Annotated in this window: 17 protein-coding genes; 8 read left to right on the plus strand and 9 right to left on the minus strand. The window is 66.1% G+C overall.

What is annotated here, in order from left to right:
- Position 1: 1 nt before the first annotated feature.
- The 4 genes from KTN05_RS12425 to KTN05_RS12440 form a co-directional block, all read right to left on the minus strand.
- Positions 2-835: an ABC transporter permease gene (locus KTN05_RS12425; RefSeq protein WP_217329748.1), complete on the minus strand. Its 834-nt coding sequence runs from the start codon at positions 833-835 to the stop codon at positions 2-4.
- Between the two features lie 64 nt (positions 836-899).
- A complete protein-coding gene (locus KTN05_RS12430; protein WP_217329731.1) occupies positions 900-1,871 on the minus strand; it encodes an ABC transporter permease in 972 nt (323 codons plus the stop codon).
- A 32-nt stretch (positions 1,872-1,903) separates the two neighbouring features.
- Complete coding sequence (locus KTN05_RS12435) at positions 1,904-3,496, minus strand: ABC transporter substrate-binding protein (RefSeq protein WP_254368178.1); 1,593 nt, start codon at positions 3,494-3,496, stop codon at positions 1,904-1,906.
- An 86-nt stretch (positions 3,497-3,582) separates the two neighbouring features.
- On the minus strand, positions 3,583-4,542 hold the full coding sequence (locus KTN05_RS12440; protein ID WP_217329733.1) for a LysR family transcriptional regulator: 960 nt from the start codon (positions 4,540-4,542) through the stop codon (positions 3,583-3,585).
- Positions 4,543-4,648: 106 nt separating this feature from the next.
- Between KTN05_RS12440 and KTN05_RS12445 the strand changes: the two genes are divergently transcribed.
- Both KTN05_RS12445 and KTN05_RS12450 read left to right on the plus strand, forming a co-directional pair.
- Positions 4,649-6,280 (plus strand): amidohydrolase, encoded by a 1,632-nt coding sequence (locus KTN05_RS12445; protein ID WP_217329734.1) that lies wholly within the window; start codon positions 4,649-4,651, stop codon positions 6,278-6,280.
- Positions 6,281-6,282: 2 nt separating this feature from the next.
- A complete protein-coding gene (locus KTN05_RS12450; RefSeq protein ID WP_217329735.1) occupies positions 6,283-7,296 on the plus strand; it encodes a GTP-binding protein in 1,014 nt (337 codons plus the stop codon).
- 400 nt (positions 7,297-7,696) lie between these two features.
- Here KTN05_RS12450 and betC read toward each other — a convergent pair whose 3' ends face one another.
- Together betC and choX are read right to left on the minus strand one after the other, a co-directional pair.
- Positions 7,697-9,199 (minus strand): choline-sulfatase, encoded by a 1,503-nt coding sequence (betC, locus tag KTN05_RS12455; RefSeq protein ID WP_217329736.1) that lies wholly within the window; start codon positions 9,197-9,199, stop codon positions 7,697-7,699.
- Positions 9,196-10,140 carry a choline ABC transporter substrate-binding protein gene (gene choX, locus KTN05_RS12460; protein ID WP_217329737.1) on the minus strand — a complete coding sequence of 315 codons (945 nt, stop codon included), beginning with the start codon at positions 10,138-10,140 and terminating at the stop codon, positions 9,196-9,198. Before choX ends, betC begins: the two co-directional genes overlap by 4 nt.
- A 195-nt stretch (positions 10,141-10,335) precedes the next feature.
- Between choX and KTN05_RS12465 the strand changes: the two genes are divergently transcribed.
- On the plus strand, positions 10,336-10,566 hold the full coding sequence (locus tag KTN05_RS12465; RefSeq protein ID WP_217329738.1) for a hypothetical protein: 231 nt from the start codon (positions 10,336-10,338) through the stop codon (positions 10,564-10,566).
- A 193-nt stretch (positions 10,567-10,759) separates the two neighbouring features.
- On the opposite strand, the gene KTN05_RS12470 is transcribed toward KTN05_RS12465, so the two are convergent.
- Positions 10,760-12,070, minus strand: a complete 1,311-nt coding sequence (locus KTN05_RS12470) for an FAD-binding oxidoreductase (protein WP_217329739.1) — start codon at positions 12,068-12,070, stop codon at positions 10,760-10,762.
- Positions 12,071-12,099: 29 nt separating this feature from the next.
- Positions 12,100-12,714 (minus strand): helix-turn-helix domain-containing protein, encoded by a 615-nt coding sequence (locus KTN05_RS12475; protein ID WP_254368179.1) that lies wholly within the window; start codon positions 12,712-12,714, stop codon positions 12,100-12,102.
- Between the two features lie 255 nt (positions 12,715-12,969).
- Here KTN05_RS12475 and KTN05_RS12480 point away from each other — a divergent pair, with 255 nt between their 5' ends.
- From KTN05_RS12480 to KTN05_RS12500, 5 genes are all read left to right on the plus strand, one after another.
- The gene (locus KTN05_RS12480) at positions 12,970-14,631 is read left to right on the plus strand and encodes an ABC transporter ATP-binding protein (RefSeq protein ID WP_217329740.1); all 1,662 of its coding nucleotides are present in this window, start codon (positions 12,970-12,972) and stop codon (positions 14,629-14,631) included.
- A gap of 42 nt (positions 14,632-14,673) precedes the next feature.
- Positions 14,674-16,344 carry a peptide ABC transporter substrate-binding protein gene (locus KTN05_RS12485; RefSeq protein WP_217329741.1) on the plus strand — a complete coding sequence of 557 codons (1,671 nt, stop codon included), beginning with the start codon at positions 14,674-14,676 and terminating at the stop codon, positions 16,342-16,344.
- 86 nt (positions 16,345-16,430) lie between these two features.
- The gene (locus tag KTN05_RS12490; protein ID WP_217329742.1) at positions 16,431-17,381 is read left to right on the plus strand and encodes an ABC transporter permease; all 951 of its coding nucleotides are present in this window, start codon (positions 16,431-16,433) and stop codon (positions 17,379-17,381) included.
- Positions 17,382-17,420: 39 nt separating this feature from the next.
- Entirely contained in the window at positions 17,421-18,299 is an 879-nt protein-coding gene (locus KTN05_RS12495; protein WP_217329743.1) for an ABC transporter permease, read from the plus strand.
- An 11-nt stretch (positions 18,300-18,310) separates the two neighbouring features.
- Positions 18,311-19,234, plus strand: coding sequence for a glyoxylate/hydroxypyruvate reductase A (locus KTN05_RS12500; RefSeq protein WP_217329744.1), 924 nt, complete (start codon positions 18,311-18,313; stop codon positions 19,232-19,234).
- A 65-nt stretch (positions 19,235-19,299) separates the two neighbouring features.
- Here KTN05_RS12500 and KTN05_RS18140 read toward each other — a convergent pair whose 3' ends face one another.
- Entirely contained in the window at positions 19,300-19,992 is a 693-nt protein-coding gene (locus tag KTN05_RS18140; RefSeq protein WP_254368180.1) for a cupin domain-containing protein, read from the minus strand.
- Positions 19,993-20,040 lie beyond the last annotated feature (48 nt).

A 20,040-nucleotide genomic window follows, 5' to 3' on the forward strand; every position in this document is an offset into this window, starting at 1 on the left:
CTCAGCGCTCCCTCATGCGAGGATTGAAGGCGTCGTTCAGGCCGTCGCCGACGAGGCTGACACCCAGAACGGTCAGAAAGATCATCAGGCCGGGCAGCGTGACCACCCACCATGCGTCCAGAAGATACTGCCGGCCCGAGCCGATCATCAGCCCCCAGGACATCACGTTCGGGTCCGACAGGCCGAGGAAGCTCAGCCCCGCCTCGAACAGGATCGCCATGCCGATGGTCAGCGTGGCCGAGACGATCAGCGGCGGCAGCGCGTTGGGCAGGATCACGCGCCAGATGACATGGCTGTTGCTGGCCCCGATCGCCCGCATCGCGCTGACATATTCCAGCGTGCGGATGCGCCGGAACTCGGACCGGGTCAGGCGCGCGGTCTGCGGCCAACTGACGACGCCGATGGCCAGCGCGACGTTCACCAGCGTCGGCTGGAACAGCGTCACCACCACCATCGCGAACAGCAGCGGCGGCAGGACCTGGAAAAACTCGGTGAAGCGCATGAGCAGGTTGTCCACGCCGCCGCCGTAGAACCCGGCATACGAGCCGATGACCACACCAATCACCATCGTGATGGCCGCCGCCGCGAAACCGACGGCCAGCGTGGCGCGGCCTCCGGCGATGAGACCGGCAAGCGTATCCCGGCCGAGGTTGTCCGTGCCCAGCGGGATGTTCGCCTCCTGCCCCGGCGGGGTGAGCGGCGCCCAGACGATCTCGAACGCATCGACCGGATAGAGGAACGGCCCGGCCACGGTCATCAGGGTGACGAGGATAAGGATCACCAGCCCCAGCATCGCGGCGGGGCTGCGGCGGAAGATGCCCCAGGCCTCGGCCATCGGGCCGCGAGCGGCGGGTGCGGGGGTGGGGGTGGGGGTGGAAACTGTCGTGATCGCGACCATGTCAGCGGCCTCCGGCAAGGCGCGGGTCCAGCAGACGCGACACGAAGTCGGTCAGCAGGTTCGCGATGATGACGATCAGGGTGGAGAAGAACAGGATGCCCAGCACCGTGGGATAGTCACGGGCGAGGATCGACTGGAATGCCAGCGTCCCGAGGCCGGGCCAGCTGAACACCGTCTCGACCAGCACCGCGCCCGAGATGATGGCCCCGAACTGCATCCCGGCGACGGTCACCACCGGCAGAAGCGCGTTGCGGAACGCGTGGTGGTTCAGGACCCGCCGCTCGCTCACGCCCTTGGCGCGGGCGGTGCGGATATAGTCGGCCCCCAGCACTTCCAGCATCGAGGCGCGGGTGAGGCGGCTGTATTGCGCCAGATAGACGAGGCCCAGCGTCAGCGCCGGCAGTACGAGATGATGGGCGATGTCGAGCGCCCGCATCAGCGGGCCGCCCTGCTTGACCACGTCGATCATTCCGGCGACAGGGAACAGCGGGATCTTCGCGGCGAACAGGATCACCAGCATCAGCCCGGTCCAGAACACCGGCGCGGAATAGCCGACCAGCGCCAGGACCGTGACCGCCGCCGACGACAACCCGCGCGGATTGCGGGCCGCCAGCAGCCCGAGCCGGGTGCCGACGATCATCGCAAAGCCGAGCGCGGCCGCCACCAGCAGCAGCGTCGGGCCGAGCCGCGACAGGATCAGTTCGGTCACCGGGCGGTTGTAGAAGTAGGACATGCCCAGATCGCCCTGCAATGCCCGGCCCAGATAAAGCCCGAGCTGCGTCAGCAAGGGCTTGTCGAGCCCGTATTGCTGCCGGATCGCGGCCATGACCTCTTCGTTCGCGCCGCCCATCTCGCCGGCGATCACCTGGGCCGGATCGCCCGGCGCAAGCTGGATCAGCAGGAAATTCAGGACCAGGACCGCAAGGATCAGGGCGGCTGCATAAAGCAGCTGCCGCAGGACTCGATTAAACATGTGACGTGCCTCCTCCCGGGCCTCTTCAGCCGCTACTGCTGCAGCCAGACCTCATCTAGCGGACCCATCGTGCCCCAGATCGAGACCGGCGGGTTCTGCACCGCCTGCAAATAGACGGTGTGATAGGGCACCTCGTTGATGAAGTGGATCGGCGCGTCCTGCGTGATCTGGCCGAATGCGGCGGCATAAAGCTCCTGCCGCCTTGCCAGATCAGGTTCGACCCCGGCCTCGTTCAGCAGCCGGTCCACCTCTTCGTTGCAGTAGCTCTGGGTGTTCGACCAGATGACGCCCGGTCGGATGTTCGAGCAGAGATAGGTCCGGTTCACGCCGATCACCGGATCGCCCCAGTTGAAGACCTGATCCATCGTCATGTCGAAATCATGCGAGGCGATCCGCTGCGCCCATGTGGGGAAGTCCGGCGAGGAACGGACGCTGACCTCGATGCCCACTTTGGCAAGCGCGGCCTTGACGTATTCAGCGACGGCGCGCTGCTGTTCCTCGTTGTCGGGGATGAAGTCGATGCGCAGCGTCAGCGGCTGCCCGCCCTCGCCGAAGCCCGCCTCGGCCAGCAGAGCGTTGGCCTTGTCCAGATCGAAGTCGTAGCGCTCGACGTTCTCGGTGAAGAACGGGCTGTTCTGGACGACCGGCTCGATCGCCGGCTTCGACAGCCCGGCATGCAGGGCGTTGGCCACGAAGTCGCGGTCGATCGCATAAGCGATGGCCTGCCGCACGCGCACATCCGACAGCGCCGGGTTCTTCGTATTGAACGCCAGCCAGTTGATCGGCCCGATCCCGGCGTAACCCTGATCGGTCACGACCATGGTGCCCGCGCCTTCCAGCCGGCGGATCAGCCGCGTCGCGTCGAGCAGCGGGAACATCTGCGCCTCGCCGGATTCCATCGCCAGCACGCCCGAGTTCGCGTCCTGATACTGGCGGATCACGATCCGGTCGAGATAGGGCCGCCCCTCGAGGAAGAAGCCGTCATGCCGTTCCAGGATGATGTGCTGGCCCGGCTCGAACTGCGTCACCTTGAACGGACCCGAGCCGACCGGAAGGTTGTTCTTGGGGTTCGAGGTGATGTCCTGCCCGTCGTCGAAGACATGCTTGGGCAGGATCGGAGTCAGCGGACCCGACAGCGCCAGCAGCAGCGCGGGATGCGGCTCGCGCAGGTTGATGACGACCGTCTGCGGATCGGGCGCCTCCATGCTCTCGATCGGCTCCAGCATGGTCGAGAACGGATGGTTTTCCTTGGTCACGCCCAGCGACCAGATCACGTCCTCGGAGGTGATCGGCTCGCCGTCGTGGAAGGTGGCGCCGCTGCGCAGCTTCAGCGTCAGCGTCTTCGCGTCGTCGCTGTATTCCCAGCTTTCGGCGAGGTAAGGCTCCGGCTCGAAGGTCTCGCCATAACGCAGCAGCGTGGCGAAGATCTGCGCCGCCGGGACGGCAGTGGCGATGCCTGACTGGACGGCCGCGTTCAGATGGCGAGGCTTCTGCAGCGATGCCAGAACCAGCGTGCCGCCTGTCTGGACCTCCTGCGCCGCAAGTGAGAGAGGCGCTGAAAGGGCCGCGAGCGCGGCGGCCCCGGCAAGCAGTGTGCGACGGGTGAGCCCGGTCCTGAAGGTCATCTGCATCTCCTGTTGGGTTCGCCGATTCTTTGTGGCGTGGCTGCTGCAAAGGTTCGGCATTGCCATGACTTCCATCAAATGCATTTTCACGTTCCGCTCCCTCGGAATTCCTGTGGAATGTGCGGGCGGATGAACGCGCGGTCGAAATCGCCGCGCATCGCCTGCATCTCGCAGGCCTCGACGATGGCCTGACAGACCGGTGACAGGGCCACGTCCCGCCGCATCAGCACGCCGGCGCTGGGGGCGTCATGCTCGCCCGCAAGCGGCAGCCGGACCAGGTCGCCGGTTGCGTAGGTCTGCTTGCTCATGGGGCGGACGTTGAAGATCGCATAGCCCATGCCGGCCGCGATCAGGGCCCGCATCATGTCGGTCGTCCGCGCGGAATAGACGACGTTCGGCGTGAGATTGCGCGCCGCGAACAGGTCCATGAGGTAGCGGCGGGACAGCTCCAGATCCAGCACCACCAGCGGCTCGGGCGCAAGCTGCTCCAGCGTCACGAAGCGGCCGCTCGCCAGCGGGTGCGCGGCAGGCAGCGCCACATGGGGGTAGCCGACGAACAGCGGCAGGAAGCGATAGACGAGCTCCTGCACGGGGCCGTAGCAGATGGCGAAATCGGCCTCCCCCTCGTCCACGGCGCGCACGATCTCTTCCGACGAACCCTCGCGCACGTTGATCTGGAAGGCCGGATACCGCTCCCGGACTTCCGTGAGAATCGTCGGCAGCAGGATCGGGGCGAGGGGCGTGAAGCAGGCGATCCGCGCGGTGCCGTCCACGACACGCTCCAGATTCCCGACCTTGCTGTCGAACTGGGCCTGAGCGCCAAGCAGAAGGCGCACTTCGTCGAGGAACCGGCGGCCGAACTGCGTCGTCGAGACGCCGCGGGACGGTGCGCGGGAAAAGATCGGTTGCCTGGTCTGCGCCTCGATATGGGTGATCGCCGCGGCGATCGACGAGGGCGACACGGCCAGCGCCTCTGCCGCCGCAGTGATCGACTGATGCCGCTCCGCCGCCTCGACATAGCGCAGGTGCTTCAAGGTGTAGTGCATCGCCATTCCTCAGAAAAACAGAGGGAGTCCCGCACAACTATGCATTTCACGCAGGGTGGCTGTCACGCCTAATGTAGCGCAGAGCCCGCCCCTGACGGAGAAAAGAATGTCACCGACCATTTTTTCAGCACGCCGCATCATCACCATGGACCCGTCCCGCCCCGAAGCGACGCATGTGCTGGTCCATGAGGGGCGCATCCTCGCGGTCGGCACGCCGGAGGACATGGGCGACTGGGCCGAGGCGCAGCAGGACGACAGCTTCGCCGACAAGGTGCTGATGCCCGGCTTCGTCGAGGGTCACGCCCACATGCTTGAGGGCTCGATCTGGCGCTTCACCTATCTGGGCCACTATGCCCGGATCGCGCCGGACGGGCGGCGCTGGGAGGGGATCACCAGCACCGGCAAGCTGGTCGAGCGGCTGCGCGAACGCGGCAAGGAACTGGCCGAAGGGCCGATCGTGGGCTGGGGCTTCGACCCGCTGTTCGTGCCCGGCGAGCGGCTGTCGCGGCTCGACCTCGACCGTGTCTCGACGGACCGCCCGGTCGTGGTGCTGCATTCCAACATGCACCTGCTGACCGCCAACAGCGCCGCTCTGGAACTGGCCGGCTACGACAGCAACACCGACGTGCCGGGCGTGATGCACGCGAGCGACGGCTCGCTTCACGGCGAGTTGCAGGAAATGGCCGCCATGTTCCCGGTCATGCGCCGCACGGGGGCGAGCTTCCGCGATCTGGGCGGGGATCCCGAGGCGATCTGGAACATGGCCCGCTCGGCCTGCCGCGCAGGGGTTACGACCACGACCGACCTGCTCAATGACCTGACCGATGAAGGGCTGGGCGATCTGCTGCAGACCACCTCGGCCGAGGACTTCCCGCTGAGGCTGGTCCCGATGCTGTCCGCCATGTCCATGCCCCCGACGGATATCGCGGGCCGCGCGGCCGAATTGTCGCGCCACTCCACCGACCGGTTGCGTCTGGGCGGCGTCAAGATCGTGACGGACGGCTCGATCCAAGGGTTCACCGCGCAACTGAACGAGCCTGGCTATTACCGGGGTCAGAACAACGCCATCTGGAACATCGCCCCCGAGGCGCTGAACGCGATGGTGGACGATCTGAACCGCGCCGGGGTGCAGATGCACATCCACGTCAACGGCGACGGCGCCAGCCTCGCGGCCATCGAGGCGCTGGAGGCCGCTCTGGGCGCGCATTACCGCCCCGACCACCGCCACACGCTCCAGCACTGCCAGATGGCCGATGGCGCGCAGCTGCGCCGGATCGCGGCGCTCGGCGCCTGCGTCAACCTGTTCGCCAACCACCTCTATTACTTTGGCGACAAGCATTACGAAGTCACCATCGGCCCCGAGCGGGCCACGCGGATGAACCCCTGCGGCAGCGCGCTGAAGCTGGGCATCCCGCTGGCCATCCATTCGGACGCGCCGATCACCCCGCTCGCGCCGCTGTTCACCGCCTGGTGCGCGATCAACCGTGTGACCGACAGCGGCCGCCTGCTGGGTCCGTCCGAACGGATCGACCTGGATGCCGCGCTGCACGCCATCACCCTCGGCGCGGCCTATACGCTGAAGCTGGACGGCGAGATCGGCTCGATCGAGGTGGGCAAGCGGGCGGATTTCGCCGTGCTCGAGGACGATCCCCACGAAATCGGCGGCGAGCGCCTGCGCGAGGTCGCCATCTGGGGAACCATTTTGGGCGGCAAGCCCGCGCCCGCGGGGTCGTTTTGACGATGACCGCCCCGCTGCCGGTCAACATCCTCTGCGGCTATCTGGGGGCCGGCAAGACGACGCTTCTGAACCGCCTGCTGTCGCAGGGGCAGGAGCGGGTGCTGGTCATGGTGAACGACTTCGGCGACATCGCGGTCGATGCCGCGTTGACCTCCGGTCGGTCGGCCGACACGATCCAGCTCAGCAATGGCTGCATCTGCTGTTCGTTCGGCGGCGGGCTGTTCGAGGCGTTCGAGCGCGCGCTCGGCTATCGCGGACAGGTGGACCGCCTCGTCATCGAGGCGAGCGGCGTGGCCGAGCCCATGCGCCTCGCCGCATTCGCCCAGGCCGAGCCGGAGCTTTCCTGCATGGCCGTCGTCACGGTGATCGACCCGGAAACGATCGGCACCAGACTGGCGGACCCGCGTATCCGCAGCGTGGTCCAGCGGCAGATCGAGGGTGCGGATATCTTCTATCTGTCCCGCGCGGATCATCTCGCATCCGAGACACTGGACGATGCCGAGGCGCTGGTCTGCCACATGAACCCGGCGGCCACCTTTTTCAGACAGATGGACGACGCATTCCTGAACGAACTCCACCGGCCCCATGATCCGGTTCTGTCGTCGGGAGTCGGCCGTCAGAACCACGCCGATGTCTTCGCCCGCCGCAGCGTCATCCTGGACACCGCGCCGGACCGGGCGGGTTTTCTGGAGCTTCTCGGCAGGTTCTCGAACTCCCTTCATCGGCTCAAGGGTTTCGTGCAGTTCTCCGGTCAGTCCGCGCCCGAACTGGTCGAACTGGCCGGGGGCAGGCTGTCCACGGCACATGCGCCGCATGATGGGGGAAGCTCTCCCGTCCGGCTGGTCGTGATCTCCCCCGAGGCGGCCATCCTGGACCGGTTCGAGGAGGAAGTCCGGCGGGCTTTCGGCCCCCCTCCCTCCGGGCGCCCTGCCCTTCTGCCGTCGGACGGGCCGGAGCCCCCCTGTTCCCCGCATCAGGGCGGTTGGACAGGAGGCGTTGCCGCATCTGCCGAGTAGGAACCCCGAACGCCTCGCAGGTCCTCTCCAACTGCTGAATCCCGAACGGCTGCTCCAGAGGGACCGAACCATAACCCAGCCGGAAGAGCGGGCATGAAAACGGGGATGTATCAAGAACACCGCGCCGGACTCGATCAGGGCCCTCCTGAGGCCGCCCATACTCGGAAATGCTTCGCCTGCTGAGAACCGGATCGTTCGAAGCTGGAGTTTTCTTGCTTGGCTGACGGCCCGAATCTCACCGGCGGCGGCGTCGAGAACATCGTTTACATCGGCGGCCGCCCGTATATCTTCTGGAGCTTCCGAAATTTCTCCGAATGAGCGCACTCCAGCGATCGGCCCCATTTCGGAACACGCGCAGCCATTGAAGGCCGCCTCACGGCTCACAGTGACTGCCCCGGCGCTACTCCCCGCGGGGAAAGCGTTTGCTCTCCTCCAGGATATCCAGGTTCATGTGATTCCGCATGTAGCGCTCGGACGCGTCCATGAGCGGCTGGTAGTCCCACGGGAAATACGCGCCGTTCCGCAGCGCCTCGTAGACGATCCAGCGGCGGGCCTGCGACTGGCGCACCTCGGCGTCATAGGCGGGCAGGTCCCATCGCGCGTCGGCCATCGCCCGCAGGCGGTCGAGCGTCTCGCCATGGGCGGGATTGCCCGCGAGGTTCTCCCGCTCGTCGGGGTCGGCGTCCAGATCGAAGAGCTGTTCGGGATCGGCAAGGCAGCGGGTGTATTTCCACCGCCCTTCGCGGATGCCCACGATGGGCGAGACAGAAGCTTCCGCGGCGTATTCCATCAGCACCGGCGGAGCCGTCGCGCCCGAGGCCACGGGCACCAGCGACTGCCCGTCGGTCCACGGCGCGATCTCGTCCAGCGAGATGCCGGCAAGCTCGCCCAGCGTGGGCAGCACGTCGATTGTGGATACCGGCGTGTCCACGCGGCCCGCGGGCATTCCCGGCGCGGCGATCATCAGGGGCACGCGGGCCGAGGGCTCGAAGAAGTTCATCTTGAACCACAGCCCGCGCTCGCCCAGCATCTCGCCGTGATCGGACAGGACGACGATGATCGCCTCCTGCCTCGTGTCGCGCAGCACGGCCATGATTTCGCCGATCTTGTCGTCGATGTAGCTGATGTTGGCGAAATAGCCCTGCCGGGCGCGGCGGACCTGTTCGGGCGTGATGTTGTAGCTGCGCCAGTCGCAGGCGTCGAGGATGCGCTGCGAATGCGGGTCCTGCGCCTCGTAGGGCACCTTCTCGGGCGGCTCCAGTTCGGGCGCGCCATCGTAGAGATCCCAGTAGCGGCGGCGGGCGACGAAGGGATCGTGCGGGTGGGTGAAGCTGACCGTCAGGCACCACGGCCGGGGATCAGCGCCGCGCGACAGATCGTAGAGCTTGCGGCAGGCGTTATAGGCGACCTCGTCGTCGTACTCATACTGGTTGGTGATCTCGGCCACGCCCGCGCCGGTGACGGAACCCATGTTGTGATACCACCAGGCGATCCGCTCGTTCGGCTTGCGGTAATCCGGGGTCCAGCCGAAATCGGCGGGATAGATGTCTGTGGTCAGCCGCTCCTCGAACCCGTGCATCTGGTCGGGGCCGACGAAATGCATCTTGCCCGACAGGCAGGTGTGCCAGCCCGCCCGGCGCAGATGATGGGCATAGGTCGGGATGTCGGACGCGAACTCGGCCGCGTTGTCATAAACCCGCGTGCGGCGCGGCAACTGGCCCGACATGAAGGCCGCCCGCGCAGGCGCACACAGCGGCGAGGCCGTGTAGGCATTGGCGAAGCGGGCCGAACGATCCGCCAGCGCGCGCAGGTTCGGCGCGTGCAGGAACGGCGCGGGACCGTCGGGGAACCATGTCCCCGACAGCTGATCCGCCATCAGGATCAGGATGTTCGGCCGGCTCACTTCAGCAGCGCGTCCTTGACGGCGGCGGTGCCGTCCTGACCGTCCAGCGTGGTGACGCCCGCGGTCCAGCGTTCGATCAACTCGGGCTTGTCGGCCAGATACGCCTCTGCCGCCTGCGGCCCCGTCATCGCGTCGTCGAGGATCAGCGCCATCAGCGCGTTCTCCATATCCACGTCGAAGGTGAGCTGTGTCAGCAGCTTCGCGGCGTTGGGGCACTGCGCGACCCACTCGTTGCGGGCGAGCGTGTGGACGGTCGCGCCGCCGAAGTCCGGCCCGAACTCCTCGTCGCCGCCGGTCAGGTAGGTGATCTCGTGCGCGACGTTCATCGGGTGCGGCGCCCAGGCGAGGAACACCGTGGGCGTGCCCGCCTGGTCGTTGCGGGTGACCTGCGCCAGCATCGCCTGTTCGCTCGATTCCATCAGCTCCCAGTCGCCAAGGCCGAACTTGTCCGCCTCGATCATGCCGCCGATCGACAGGTTGGCGGGCGCACCCGGCTCGATGCCGTAGATGCGGCCGTCGAAGGCGTCGCGATGGGCGTCGAGGTCGGCGAAATCGGCAACCCCCAGCGCCGCGCCTGCCGGGTTGACCCCCAGGGTGAACTTGGCGCCGTCGAGGTTGACGGCGAGTTCCTGCACCTGCGCCGAGGCGTCCAGATCGGCGCGGAACGCCTGCTGCGCCGGCATCCAGTTGCCGAGGAACGCGTCGATCTGTCCGGTCTTCAGCGCCTCGTAACCAATGGGCACCGACAACGACTGGATGTCCGGCTCGTAGCCCAGCGCGTCGAGCACCACCGCGGCCACCCCGTTCGTGGCGGTGATGTCGGTCCATCCGGGATCGGACATCCGCACGGTTCCGCAGGACGCATCCTCGGCGAGGGCTGGCGAGGCGAGGCAAAGCGCCAGAAGGGCGGTCAGCCCGGCGGATTTGAAGGGAACGGGCATCTGGTCTCCGGTCATACACAGGCGCAGGTCGCACCGTTTGCGGCGGGATTGTGACGCGAGGACGGCGGGTTTTGCAACCGGGCTCGTCGATCAGGGACGATGATCGACCGCGACCACGGGCTGAGCGTCAGCCGACATCCGCCAAAGTTCCGGCCTGACCAACGACGAGGGAACGGGCCGCCTTCAGCGGTGCCGGTGGGGAACGCGGAACCGGCGCGGCTGACGCAGGTCATCCTGCACGGCGTCCACCGGGGCGAGCCGGGGAGCGCCTCGATCCCGCGCTTTGCCCATGCGATGACGGATGAGCCGGTGGCCGATCTCGTGGGCTATCTGTCGGAAGGGACAACCGGCACGGCCGTGGAGGTGAGCGCCGGCACGGCAGCACGCGCGGCGCAGGAAGCGATCCCGAAGGCGGCGCGGGAGTAGCCGAGCAGTCAGGTCAGGACTGGCCGCGACCCGATCGGCTTCGCCAGAAAGCTCGTCCGCGCGGCTCGTGCATGCCGGACCGTCAGTTCCTCGCTCACTTCGGAGCACGTCCAACGCAAGCGCAGGAGTTCGCTTCGCCGCAAGCTTTCTTCAACTGACATGCCAGTGCAAGGCCGCACCGGAGTCATCCGTTTCAGCGGGTCTGCCGGCGCAGCGCCATGACGTCCTGGAGGCGGAAGGCCTGGATCATCGCCGGCATGAACCATGGCGTGCCGCTGTAGAACGGCACCGCTGCCGGCGGGCGGAAGTCGAAGGCCGACACGCCGCGCTCGCGGTCGCCCAGCAGCTTGTAAGCCGCACGGCTGCCGATCCACGGCGCCCAGACCACGCCCGACCCGCAAAAACCGGTCGCGTAATGCACGCCGTCCTTCTCGAAGATGCGAGGCAGCATGTCGCGATTCATGGCGACATTGCCGTGCCAGGTATGGCTGAGACGCACATCCTTCAGCTCGGGGAACAGCCGCACGAGGCCTTCGCGCAGATGCAGCGCCGGACCGACCGGCTCGCCGTGTATCGACGCATCGCGGCCACCGAGCAGGATGCGCCTGCGGTCGGGAGAGGGGCGGTAATAGAACCCCACCTTGCGGTTTTCCGACAGCATCATGCCCCGCGGCATCAGCCTGGCCATCAGATCGGCCGGAAGTTCCTCGGTCGTGATGATGCGCGAGCGCACCGGGACCAAGCGGCGGCGCAGCCACCGATCGCTGGCATCGGTATAACCGTTGGTGCAGACGAGCACCTGGCCCGCCTTGATCGCCCCCTTGTCGGTGCGCACGACGAAGCCGCTTCCCTCGCGCGCCACCCCGTCCACGTGCACGCCGGAATGGATCCCGACACCGGCTTCCTTGGCCACGCGCATCAGCTCGCGATGGTATTTGGCGGGGTGCAGCCCGCCGGTATCCATCCGAACGGTGCCGCCGCGGTAGTAATCGCTGCCGAGATAGTTCAACTGCTCGGACTGCGGGACCGCATAGGATTCGACACCCAGCCGCCTGGCCAACGCGTCGGCCTCACGGGCCATGGATTCATACTGCTCCTTGCCGAGCGCGCCGGCATAGCGGCCCACCAGCTGGAAGTCGCAATCCATGTTCTCGGTCCTGATGAAATCATAGGTCCATTCGCGCGCGGCCCTGCCCTCGCGCTCGATGGCGTCGGCGCGGTCCTGACCGAATCTCCTGATCAACTCCTGCCGGCCCGGCCGGATGTTGCCGCTGGTGATGCCGCCATTGCGGGTCGAGGCGCCCTCGCCGGGGTTCATCTTGTCGATGCAGACAACCGACTTGCCGGCCCGCGCCAGAACGATGCCGGCGGTCAGCCCCGCATAACCCGCGCCCACGATCGCCACGTCGGGGGATTTGGGCAGCGGATGCTCCGGGATCGCCACGGGCGGCGCCTCCTCCCACCAATAGGGCGTGGTCTTGTCGGCGATCGGGGCGTTGACCATGGGCTGGTTCCTCGGGGTTGAAGGGACGTTCAGAGATGGCGGTCGAAGCGCACCGCGCCGATGATCCAGATCACTTCGGCTTTCGCGGCGCCGTTGTTGCGGATGCTGTGCGGATGGGCGCTGTCGAACGCAAAGCTGTCGCCGGCACGCAGGACGGCCTGCTGGCCGTTCACGCTCAGCGCGATCTCACCCGACAGCACGAGCCCGCCCTTCTCCGCCGGATAGGACAGCGCACTGCCGCCGGAATCGCCGCCGGGTTCAATTTTCAGCAGCATGACCTGCAGGTTGTGCCGCCCGCCAGAGGTCAGCAGCTCCTTCTGCAGATGACCCAGATCGATGACGGGCCGGTCCACCGCGCGGCGCACGAAATCGGGATCGCCGGCCGTGCAACTGGGGGCACCGCCGGATTCGCCGAACAGCTCCTGCAACGAGATGTTCAGCGCCCGGCGCAGCGCCGTCAGCAGCCGCATCGAAGGATTGGCGCGGCCGCGTTCGACCTGGCTGATCATGCCCACCGACACGCCGGATTGCGCCGCCAGCTCCTGAAGCGACATGCCGCGCGCTTTTCGTGCCGCGCGCAGAGTTGCGCCGACGGTATCGTGTTCCGTCATGATGGCCTCGGCATCGTGCAACTGCTGGTTCATGCCTGCCTCTTGCCTCAAGCACCGTCTCCCGAATACGATAATGAAACGGCGAGAGAGAAGTTTCAATATATCAGTTTGGCCTGAGCACGACCCTCAGATCGCATCCGTCAAATAATTCAATCCTCTAGGCGAAAACAACAGGAAATCAGCCCAGGATTCTTGGCGGATTCAACAAGGGTGTTGCTCAGAATTTCACTATATGCTTACTTGCCCGAAGCAGGCCAGCGATGGCGCGATCAGGCAGTGAGGACCGGCATGCAGACCAGCGCCGCCAAGGACCGCACGGGGGCACCGGATCCGGCCCTGTCCGTGCGCAATCTGACCATCGATCTTCCGGCCGACATGGATCGGGCGCACGCGATCCAGGACATTTCCTTCGACCTGATCCCCGGCCAGATCCTCTGCGTCATCGGGGAGTCGGGCTCGGGCAAGTCGATCACTGCGAACGCAGTGATGGGGCTTCTGTCCAAGGCGCTCAAGGTTTCGGGCGGATCGATCCGCGTTGGCGAGATAGAGCTGACCGGCGCCCGGCCATCGGCCCTGCGCGACATGCGCGGGCGCGTCGTCTCGATGATCTTCCAGGACCCGTTGTCGGCGCTGAATCCGCTGATGACCGTGGGCGACCAGATCGCCGAGGTGATGAGGGCGCATGGCGTGGGCGACCGTGCCAGCCGCCGTGCCCGGACGCTGGATCTTCTGAACGAGGTCGGGCTGCCCGATCCCGCGCTGATGATTCACCAGTATCCATTCCGCCTTTCGGGCGGGCAGCGTCAGCGGGTGATGATCGCCATGGCGCTGGCGCTGGAGCCGACGATCCTCATCGCCGACGAGCCGACGACCGCGCTCGACGTGACGACGCAAGCCCAGATCCTTGACCTGATCCGCGACATCCAGCGTCGCAAGGGCATGAGCGTGCTGCTGATCACCCATGATTTCGGGGTGGTGGCCGAGATCGCCGATAGTGTCGTGGTGATGGAAAAGGGCAAGCTGGTCGAGCAAGGGCCGGCGGACGCCGTGCTGAAGACCCCCAGCCACCCCTACACAAAGCGGCTGATAGCGGCGGTGCCGCGCCTGACGGGCAGCGACCGGGTGCCGCCACAAGGTTTCGCTTCCGCGCCGGTGCTGAAGGTCGAGGCACTGAACAAGACCTATCGCAGCGGTTCGGCCCTGATGGGGACGCTGCGGGCGGTCCCGGCGGTGCGGGACATCTCGTTCCAGCTTGCGCCAGGCCGCACGTTGGGCGTGGTGGGCGAGTCAGGCTCAGGCAAATCGACGCTGGGGCGGCTGGTCATCAAACTGCTGGACAGCGATTCAGGCCGCATCATGTTCGCGGGCCAGGACATCGCGCCGCTAGGTGAGGGCGAGTTCCGGCGGCTCCGCCCCAAGATCCAGATGGTGTTCCAGGACCCCTTCGCATCGCTCAACCCGCGATCGACGGTAGGGCACAGCCTGACCGTGGCACCCATTGCGCATGGCATGGACCCCCGCAGCGTTCGCGCAGAGGCGCGCGCATTGCTGGAGGTAGTAGGACTCAGCGCGAGCGCGTATGACCGCTATCCGCATGAATTTTCCGGCGGACAGCGCCAGCGGGTCGGCATCGCCCGCGCCCTGATGTTCAAGCCGAAGGTCCTGATCGCGGACGAGGCAGTCTCGGCGCTCGACGTGTCGGTGCAGGCGCAGGTGCTTGAGTTGCTCGACCGCGTCCAGCGCGAGACGGGGGTCGCGATGATCTTCATCACCCATGACCTGCGGGTCGCCAGCCAGATCTGCGACGAGATCATGGTGATGCAGAAGGGACGGATGGTCGAAAGCGGCCCGCCTTCGCAGATCTTCCTGCATCCGCAATCGGACTACACGCGCGAACTGGTCGCCGCCGTGCCGGGCGGGCAGGCGGAGATGGATGGCGCGCGACCTTGAGCAAGACAGACATCCAGTGGCCTTTGGGAGGGCAGAGACACAATGACCAAACGTGAGAGCACCAGCGCCGAGATGAGCCGGCGCAGCGCGCTGCGACTGATGGCGCTGACTGGCGCCGCAGGCGTGTTCGCGCCCGGCCTTCTTGGCCGGGGCGCGGCCGCGCAGACCCCGCCAGCGGCGCCCAAGGGCCGCATCATCGTCGGGCTTTCTCAGGAGCCCACGGTCTTCAACCCCCTGATGCTGAAGATCGAAGTCGATGACGGCGTGCATTTCTCGATCTTCGACCCGCTATTCTACACCGATACGGACGGCGTGATCAAACCGCGCCTGGCAACGGAGGTTCCCAGCCAGGAGAATGGCGGCATTTCCGAGGACGGCCTCGAATGGCGCGTCAAGCTGCGCGACGACGTGACGTGGCATGACGGCACGCCGTTCACCGCCGAGGATGTCAAATTCACCATCGAGCTGATCGTGAACCCGGAATTCCGCGCCTGGCGGACGGGCGGACACAGCCTGGTGCGCGACATCACCGTGGTGTCGCCGACCGAGATCACCTGGCGGATGGAGGAGCCCTTCTCTCCCTATCTGTCGTTCCTGACCGAAACCATGATCGTGCCGAAACACGCATTCGACGGGGTGGCGGACCCCAACGAGGCGCCGTTCAACCACGCCCCGATCGGCACCGGCCCGTTCAAGTTCGCGCGGCGCGTCGCAGGCGACCACATCGAGCTGGCGGCGAACGCCGACTATTTCTGGGATGGTCCTTATATCGAGACGCTGGTCTTCAAATACATCCCCGACCTGACGGTGCTGTACAGCCAGTTCAAGAGCGGCGATATCGACCTGATCGGACTTCAATACATCACGCCGGACAACTACGAGGACGCCAAGACGATCCCCAACCGCGAGATCGTGCTGGCCCCCTCGCCCAGCGTCGAAATGGTCCTGTTCAACGTCGAGCGGCCCCAGTTCAAGGACGCGGCCGTGCGGAAGGCCATCTACGCGGCCATCGACAAGCAGGCGATCATCGACCAGCTCTATTACGGGCTGCCGACGCCGAGCGAAACCTTCCTGCCGCAAGGCACCTTCTACACCAATCCCGACCTGCCCCAGCAGCAATTCGACCTCGATGCGGCGCGGAAGCTGCTGGACGACGCCGGCTGGGTGCCGGGCGCGGGCGGCATCCGTGAAAAGGACGGCGTGCGGCTGTCCTTCGTCAACTCGACCACTTCAGGCAACCATCTGCGCGAGCAGACCCAGCAATTCATCCAGCAGACGCTGGCCGAGATCGGCATCGAGATGACGATCGAGAACATGCCGGCCGCCGTCATCTGGGGCGAGTTCTGGGTCCAGTCGCAATTCGACTCCGTGCTGGTCGGCATCACCTTCCGCGTCGGCGCCGACCCGGACACCACCAACCGCCTGCATTCCGGCGCAACCCCTGCGAAGGGTGGCCAGGGCTCGAACTTCGGGCAGTATGCCAACCCCGAGGTGGACCGGCTGCTGGAAGAGGGCACCCGCATCTTCGATCCCGAGCAGCGCCGCGAGATGTATTTCCGCATCCAGGAGATCGTGCGCGAGGACCTGCCCTTCCTGCCGCTCTACAACGACAACCGCGCGAACGGCTGGAAATCCGGCATCGAGGGGGTGCGCCCGAACCTCAACGCCCGTAGCGAAAGCTGGAACGCCGCCCAGTGGTACTGGACCGAGTGATCTGAACAACATCGCCGGGCGGGACAGTCCTGCCCGGCGGCAATCGAGCGGCCTTCGACGGGCCGCCCGCCGATCTGGGGGCAAAGATGGCCAGTTTTCTGCTCAACCGTCTGGGGCAAAGCATCATTCTGCTGCTGATCGTGTCGATCATCGGCTTCACGGTGCTGAACCTCATCCCCGGCGGGCCGCTCGCTCAATATGCCCTGACCCCCGGCATGACCCAGGAAGACATGGACCGTCTGGCCCGCCAGATGGGCCTCGACCGGCCATTGATGGTCCAGTACTTCGACTGGCTGTGGCGCATGTTGCAGGGCGACTGGGGAACCAGCTACCGAGACGGACAGCCGGTGGTGGACGTGATCGCCCGCCATCTTTGGGCTACCCTGCTGCTGATGGGCACGTCGATGGTGATCTCGGTCGGCATCGGCACATGGATCGGAATCCGCGGCGCCACCCATCGGTATTCCGCCTTCGACTATGTGGCGACGGCCGGTGCGATGGTGGCCTTGTCGATCCCGACCTTCTGGTTCGGGCTCGTCGGCATCTATGTCTTCGCGCTGCGGCTGGAATGGCTGCCGGCCGGCAACATGTACACCATCGGCGACGGCTCGTTCGCTGATTATGCCATCCACCTGATCATGCCCAGCTTCGTGCTGGCGCTGGTGAACATCGCCGTCTGGAGCCGCTATATGCGCTCGGCCACGCTGGACGTCATCAATCAGGATTTCGTCAACACCGCCCGCGCCAAGGGCCTGACCGAGCGGCGGGTGCTGATGAAGCATGTCGTCGGCAACGCCCTGCTGCCGATGATCACCCTGGCCGGCATGCAACTGCCGAACCTGCTGTCGGGAGCGCTGGTGACCGAGACCGTGTTCACCTGGCCCGGCATGGGCCGGCTGTTTCTCGACAGCCTCAGCTACAGCGATTACCCGGTGGTGATGGGCCTTCTGATGCTGTCGGCCGTGCTGACGCTGCTTGGAAACCTGATCGCCGATATCGTCGTCGCGCTGGTCGATCCGCGCATCCGTCTGGCCTGAGCGCCCTCAACTGCCCGCCCGAGATCGAAGGAATCCGCCATGACCGCCATCGACCTGAGCGACCGCCCCAACCGCTGGTGGCGCAGCCGCGCCGTGCAGCGCTTCATGCGCCACCGGCTGGCATTGCTGGGCATGGTGATGATCGTCGCGCTGACGCTGGCGTGTTTCCTCGGGCCGTATCTGCTGCCGTATGACTCCCTCTACATCGATCTGCGCGCGCGTTTCGCCCCGCCGCTGACGGGGCAGCACTACCTGGGCACCGACCCGCTGGGTCGCGACATCGCGGCGCGGCTGCTGGAGGCCGGGCAGATTTCCTTGCAGGTCGGCTTCTACGCCATGATCCTGTCCACGCTGATCGGCACGCTGATCGGCGTCATCGCCGGTTATCGGGGCGGACTGGTCTCGGCGGTGCTGATGCGGATCGTGGATGCCTTCCTCGCCTTCCCCTCGATCTTCCTGATGCTGGCGCTGGCGGCGCTGCTCAAGCCCAGCCCCGTGATGATCACCGTCATCATCGCCATCACCAGCTGGATGGAGGTTGCCCGCATCGTCGATGCCGAGGTGCGTTCGCTGCGCGAGCGGGAATTCGTGCTTGCCGGGCGCATGCTGGGACTCAGCAGCACCCACATCATGTTCCGCGAGGTGCTCCCGAACGTGCTTGGCCCGATCATCGTCGCCGCGACGCTGACCGTGGCTCGCGCGATCCTGCTGGAAGCCTATATCAGCTTTCTTGGCTACGGCATTCAGCCGCCCCTGCCGAGCTGGGGCAACATGCTCAACGGCGCCCAGCAATATCTGGACAAGGCGCCCTGGCTGGCGATCATCCCCGGCCTGACCATCACCATCGCCGTGACCAGCTTCAACTTCATCGGCGACGGCTTGCGCGATGCGCTGGACGTGCGCAACGATCAAAACTGACGGGCTCGACGATGCTGCAGATCAATATGGACGAGGCGCGCGGCGCAAAGCTGCGACAGCTGCTTGCCGAAATGTGCCCCGAGCAGAGGGTGGTGTTGCGGGCGGAACATCCCGACCCCGCCAAGGTCCGCCACATCCTCACCTGGCAGGTGCCCGACGACCTCGACCGCCTCACGAACCTCGCCACGGTGTTTTCCGTAGGCGCCGGCGTCGATCAGTTCATGGGCGCTGATCTGCCCAGGGCTGTCGGGCTGGTGCGGCTGATCTCGCCGGGGCTGACGGCGATGATGCAGGAATATGTCACCATGTCGGTGCTGGCGCTGCATCGGCATCTGCCGGCCTATATCGACCAGAAAAGCCGCAAGGTCTGGAAGATGGTGGCGATCCCGCCGCCCGCTTCCTTTCGCCGCGTCGGTGTGATGGGTCTGGGCGAGCTGGGCAGCGGGGCGCTGGACGCGCTGCGGCCCTTCGGCTTCCAGCTCTCCGGCTGGGCGCGCCGCCCGCGCATGATCGAGGGGGTGAGCACCTTTCACGGACCCGAGGGGCTGAACCCATTCCTCGCCGACCTCGATTTCCTGGTCTGCCTGCTTCCCCTTACCGCTGACACCGAAGGCATCCTGAATGCCGACCTGTTTTCGCGGCTGCCCAAGGGCGCGCATCTGATCCAGACCGGGCGCGGCAGGCAGCTGGTGCAGGACGATCTGCTGGCGGCGCTGGATACGGGTCAGATCGCGGCCGCCGTCCTCGACGTGACCGACCCCGAACCGCTGCCGCAGGATCATCCGTTCTGGACCGATCCGCGCATCATCCTGACCCCGCATATCGCCTGCATCACCCAGGTCGAGGCGCTGGCTGGCCCGCTTGCCGAGAACCTGCGCCGCTTCGACCGGGGCGAAGCGATGCTAGGAAATGTTGCCCGCGAGCAGGGATACTGAGGCCCCAGCCCCGGCCCTCGCCCATCATCGCCGGCCGCGAGCAACCTGTTGAACGAGGCCGGTGCCTAGTGCTGACGAACGACGAAATGTTTCGTCGTGGTCTCGATCACTTCCCAGTAGCCGCGGAACCCGTTCGGGATCATGAAGGACGCGCCGGGGCCGAATTCCCACCGCTTTCCATCCTCCGAGATCAGCGCACATCTGCCCGAAACGATGTGGCAGTATTCATCCTTGTCGGTGAACGCGTGCCACTTTCCGGGGGTCGAGGTCCAACTGCCCGCAAACAGGTTTCCATCCGGGCTGGTGAAGTGCAGCTCGGACTGGTGCTGCGGATCGCCTTCAACGACCCGGTCCGGCAGGTCTGCAAGGCGACGGCGGGAAACCTCCTGCGGGGCTTCGCTGAAATCGATGACGTCCATAACGCATTCCTCCTCGCGCATTTTCCATGATCTGGAAATGCGCATATAGTTGCCGATCCCATGCTCTGGATCGGGCGTGATGTTGGTGTCGTAGATGGAGCCGAGCGGCGTGTCCATCTCCAGCCCGCCCGCGAAGGGCTGGCCGTCATGGGTCGAGTGGCAGGACACGCAATCCGCTACACGGGCGGCATACTGGCCCGTCTCCAGCGGCATCGCGGCCGCCGCCTGAACCCCGTCGAAGGGACTCGCGGGCAGCCGTGTCCCATACCAGTAGGCCGCGACAACGCCCACGACCGCCACCAGCGCCAGCCGGGCGATCCAACGTAAGAATGTTACCAAGATTCAGTTCCTCTCGTCAGCCGGACAGCGCCCTCAGGCGGCACCGCC

Source organism: Paracoccus sp. Z118, assembly GCF_019061185.1.
Classification (GTDB): domain Bacteria; phylum Pseudomonadota; class Alphaproteobacteria; order Rhodobacterales; family Rhodobacteraceae; genus Paracoccus.

What these genes read in the sequence shown, in the direction of transcription:
- KTN05_RS12435 (WP_254368178.1), bottom strand. Translation starts at nt 3,496, where the DNA reads ATGACCTTCAGGACCGGGCTCACCCGTCGCACACTGCTTGCCGGGGCC.
- KTN05_RS12500 (WP_217329744.1), top strand. Translation starts at nt 18,311, where the DNA reads ATGCTGCAGATCAATATGGACGAGGCGCGCGGCGCAAAGCTGCGACAG.
- KTN05_RS12430 (WP_217329731.1), bottom strand. Translation starts at nt 1,871, where the DNA reads ATGTTTAATCGAGTCCTGCGGCAGCTGCTTTATGCAGCCGCCCTGATC.
- KTN05_RS12425 (WP_217329748.1), bottom strand. Translation starts at nt 835, where the DNA reads ATGGCCGAGGCCTGGGGCATCTTCCGCCGCAGCCCCGCCGCGATGCTG.
- KTN05_RS12470 (WP_217329739.1), bottom strand. Translation starts at nt 12,070, where the DNA reads ATGGTCAACGCCCCGATCGCCGACAAGACCACGCCCTATTGGTGGGAG.
- KTN05_RS12450 (WP_217329735.1), top strand. Translation starts at nt 6,283, where the DNA reads ATGACCGCCCCGCTGCCGGTCAACATCCTCTGCGGCTATCTGGGGGCC.
- KTN05_RS12445 (WP_217329734.1), top strand. Translation starts at nt 4,649, where the DNA reads ATGTCACCGACCATTTTTTCAGCACGCCGCATCATCACCATGGACCCG.
- KTN05_RS12485 (WP_217329741.1), top strand. Translation starts at nt 14,674, where the DNA reads ATGACCAAACGTGAGAGCACCAGCGCCGAGATGAGCCGGCGCAGCGCG.
- KTN05_RS12440 (WP_217329733.1), bottom strand. Translation starts at nt 4,542, where the DNA reads ATGCACTACACCTTGAAGCACCTGCGCTATGTCGAGGCGGCGGAGCGG.
- KTN05_RS12480 (WP_217329740.1), top strand. Translation starts at nt 12,970, where the DNA reads ATGCAGACCAGCGCCGCCAAGGACCGCACGGGGGCACCGGATCCGGCC.
- KTN05_RS12495 (WP_217329743.1), top strand. Translation starts at nt 17,421, where the DNA reads ATGACCGCCATCGACCTGAGCGACCGCCCCAACCGCTGGTGGCGCAGC.
- KTN05_RS12475 (WP_254368179.1), bottom strand. Translation starts at nt 12,714, where the DNA reads ATGAACCAGCAGTTGCACGATGCCGAGGCCATCATGACGGAACACGAT.
- choX (WP_217329737.1), bottom strand. Translation starts at nt 10,140, where the DNA reads ATGCCCGTTCCCTTCAAATCCGCCGGGCTGACCGCCCTTCTGGCGCTT.
- KTN05_RS12490 (WP_217329742.1), top strand. Translation starts at nt 16,431, where the DNA reads ATGGCCAGTTTTCTGCTCAACCGTCTGGGGCAAAGCATCATTCTGCTG.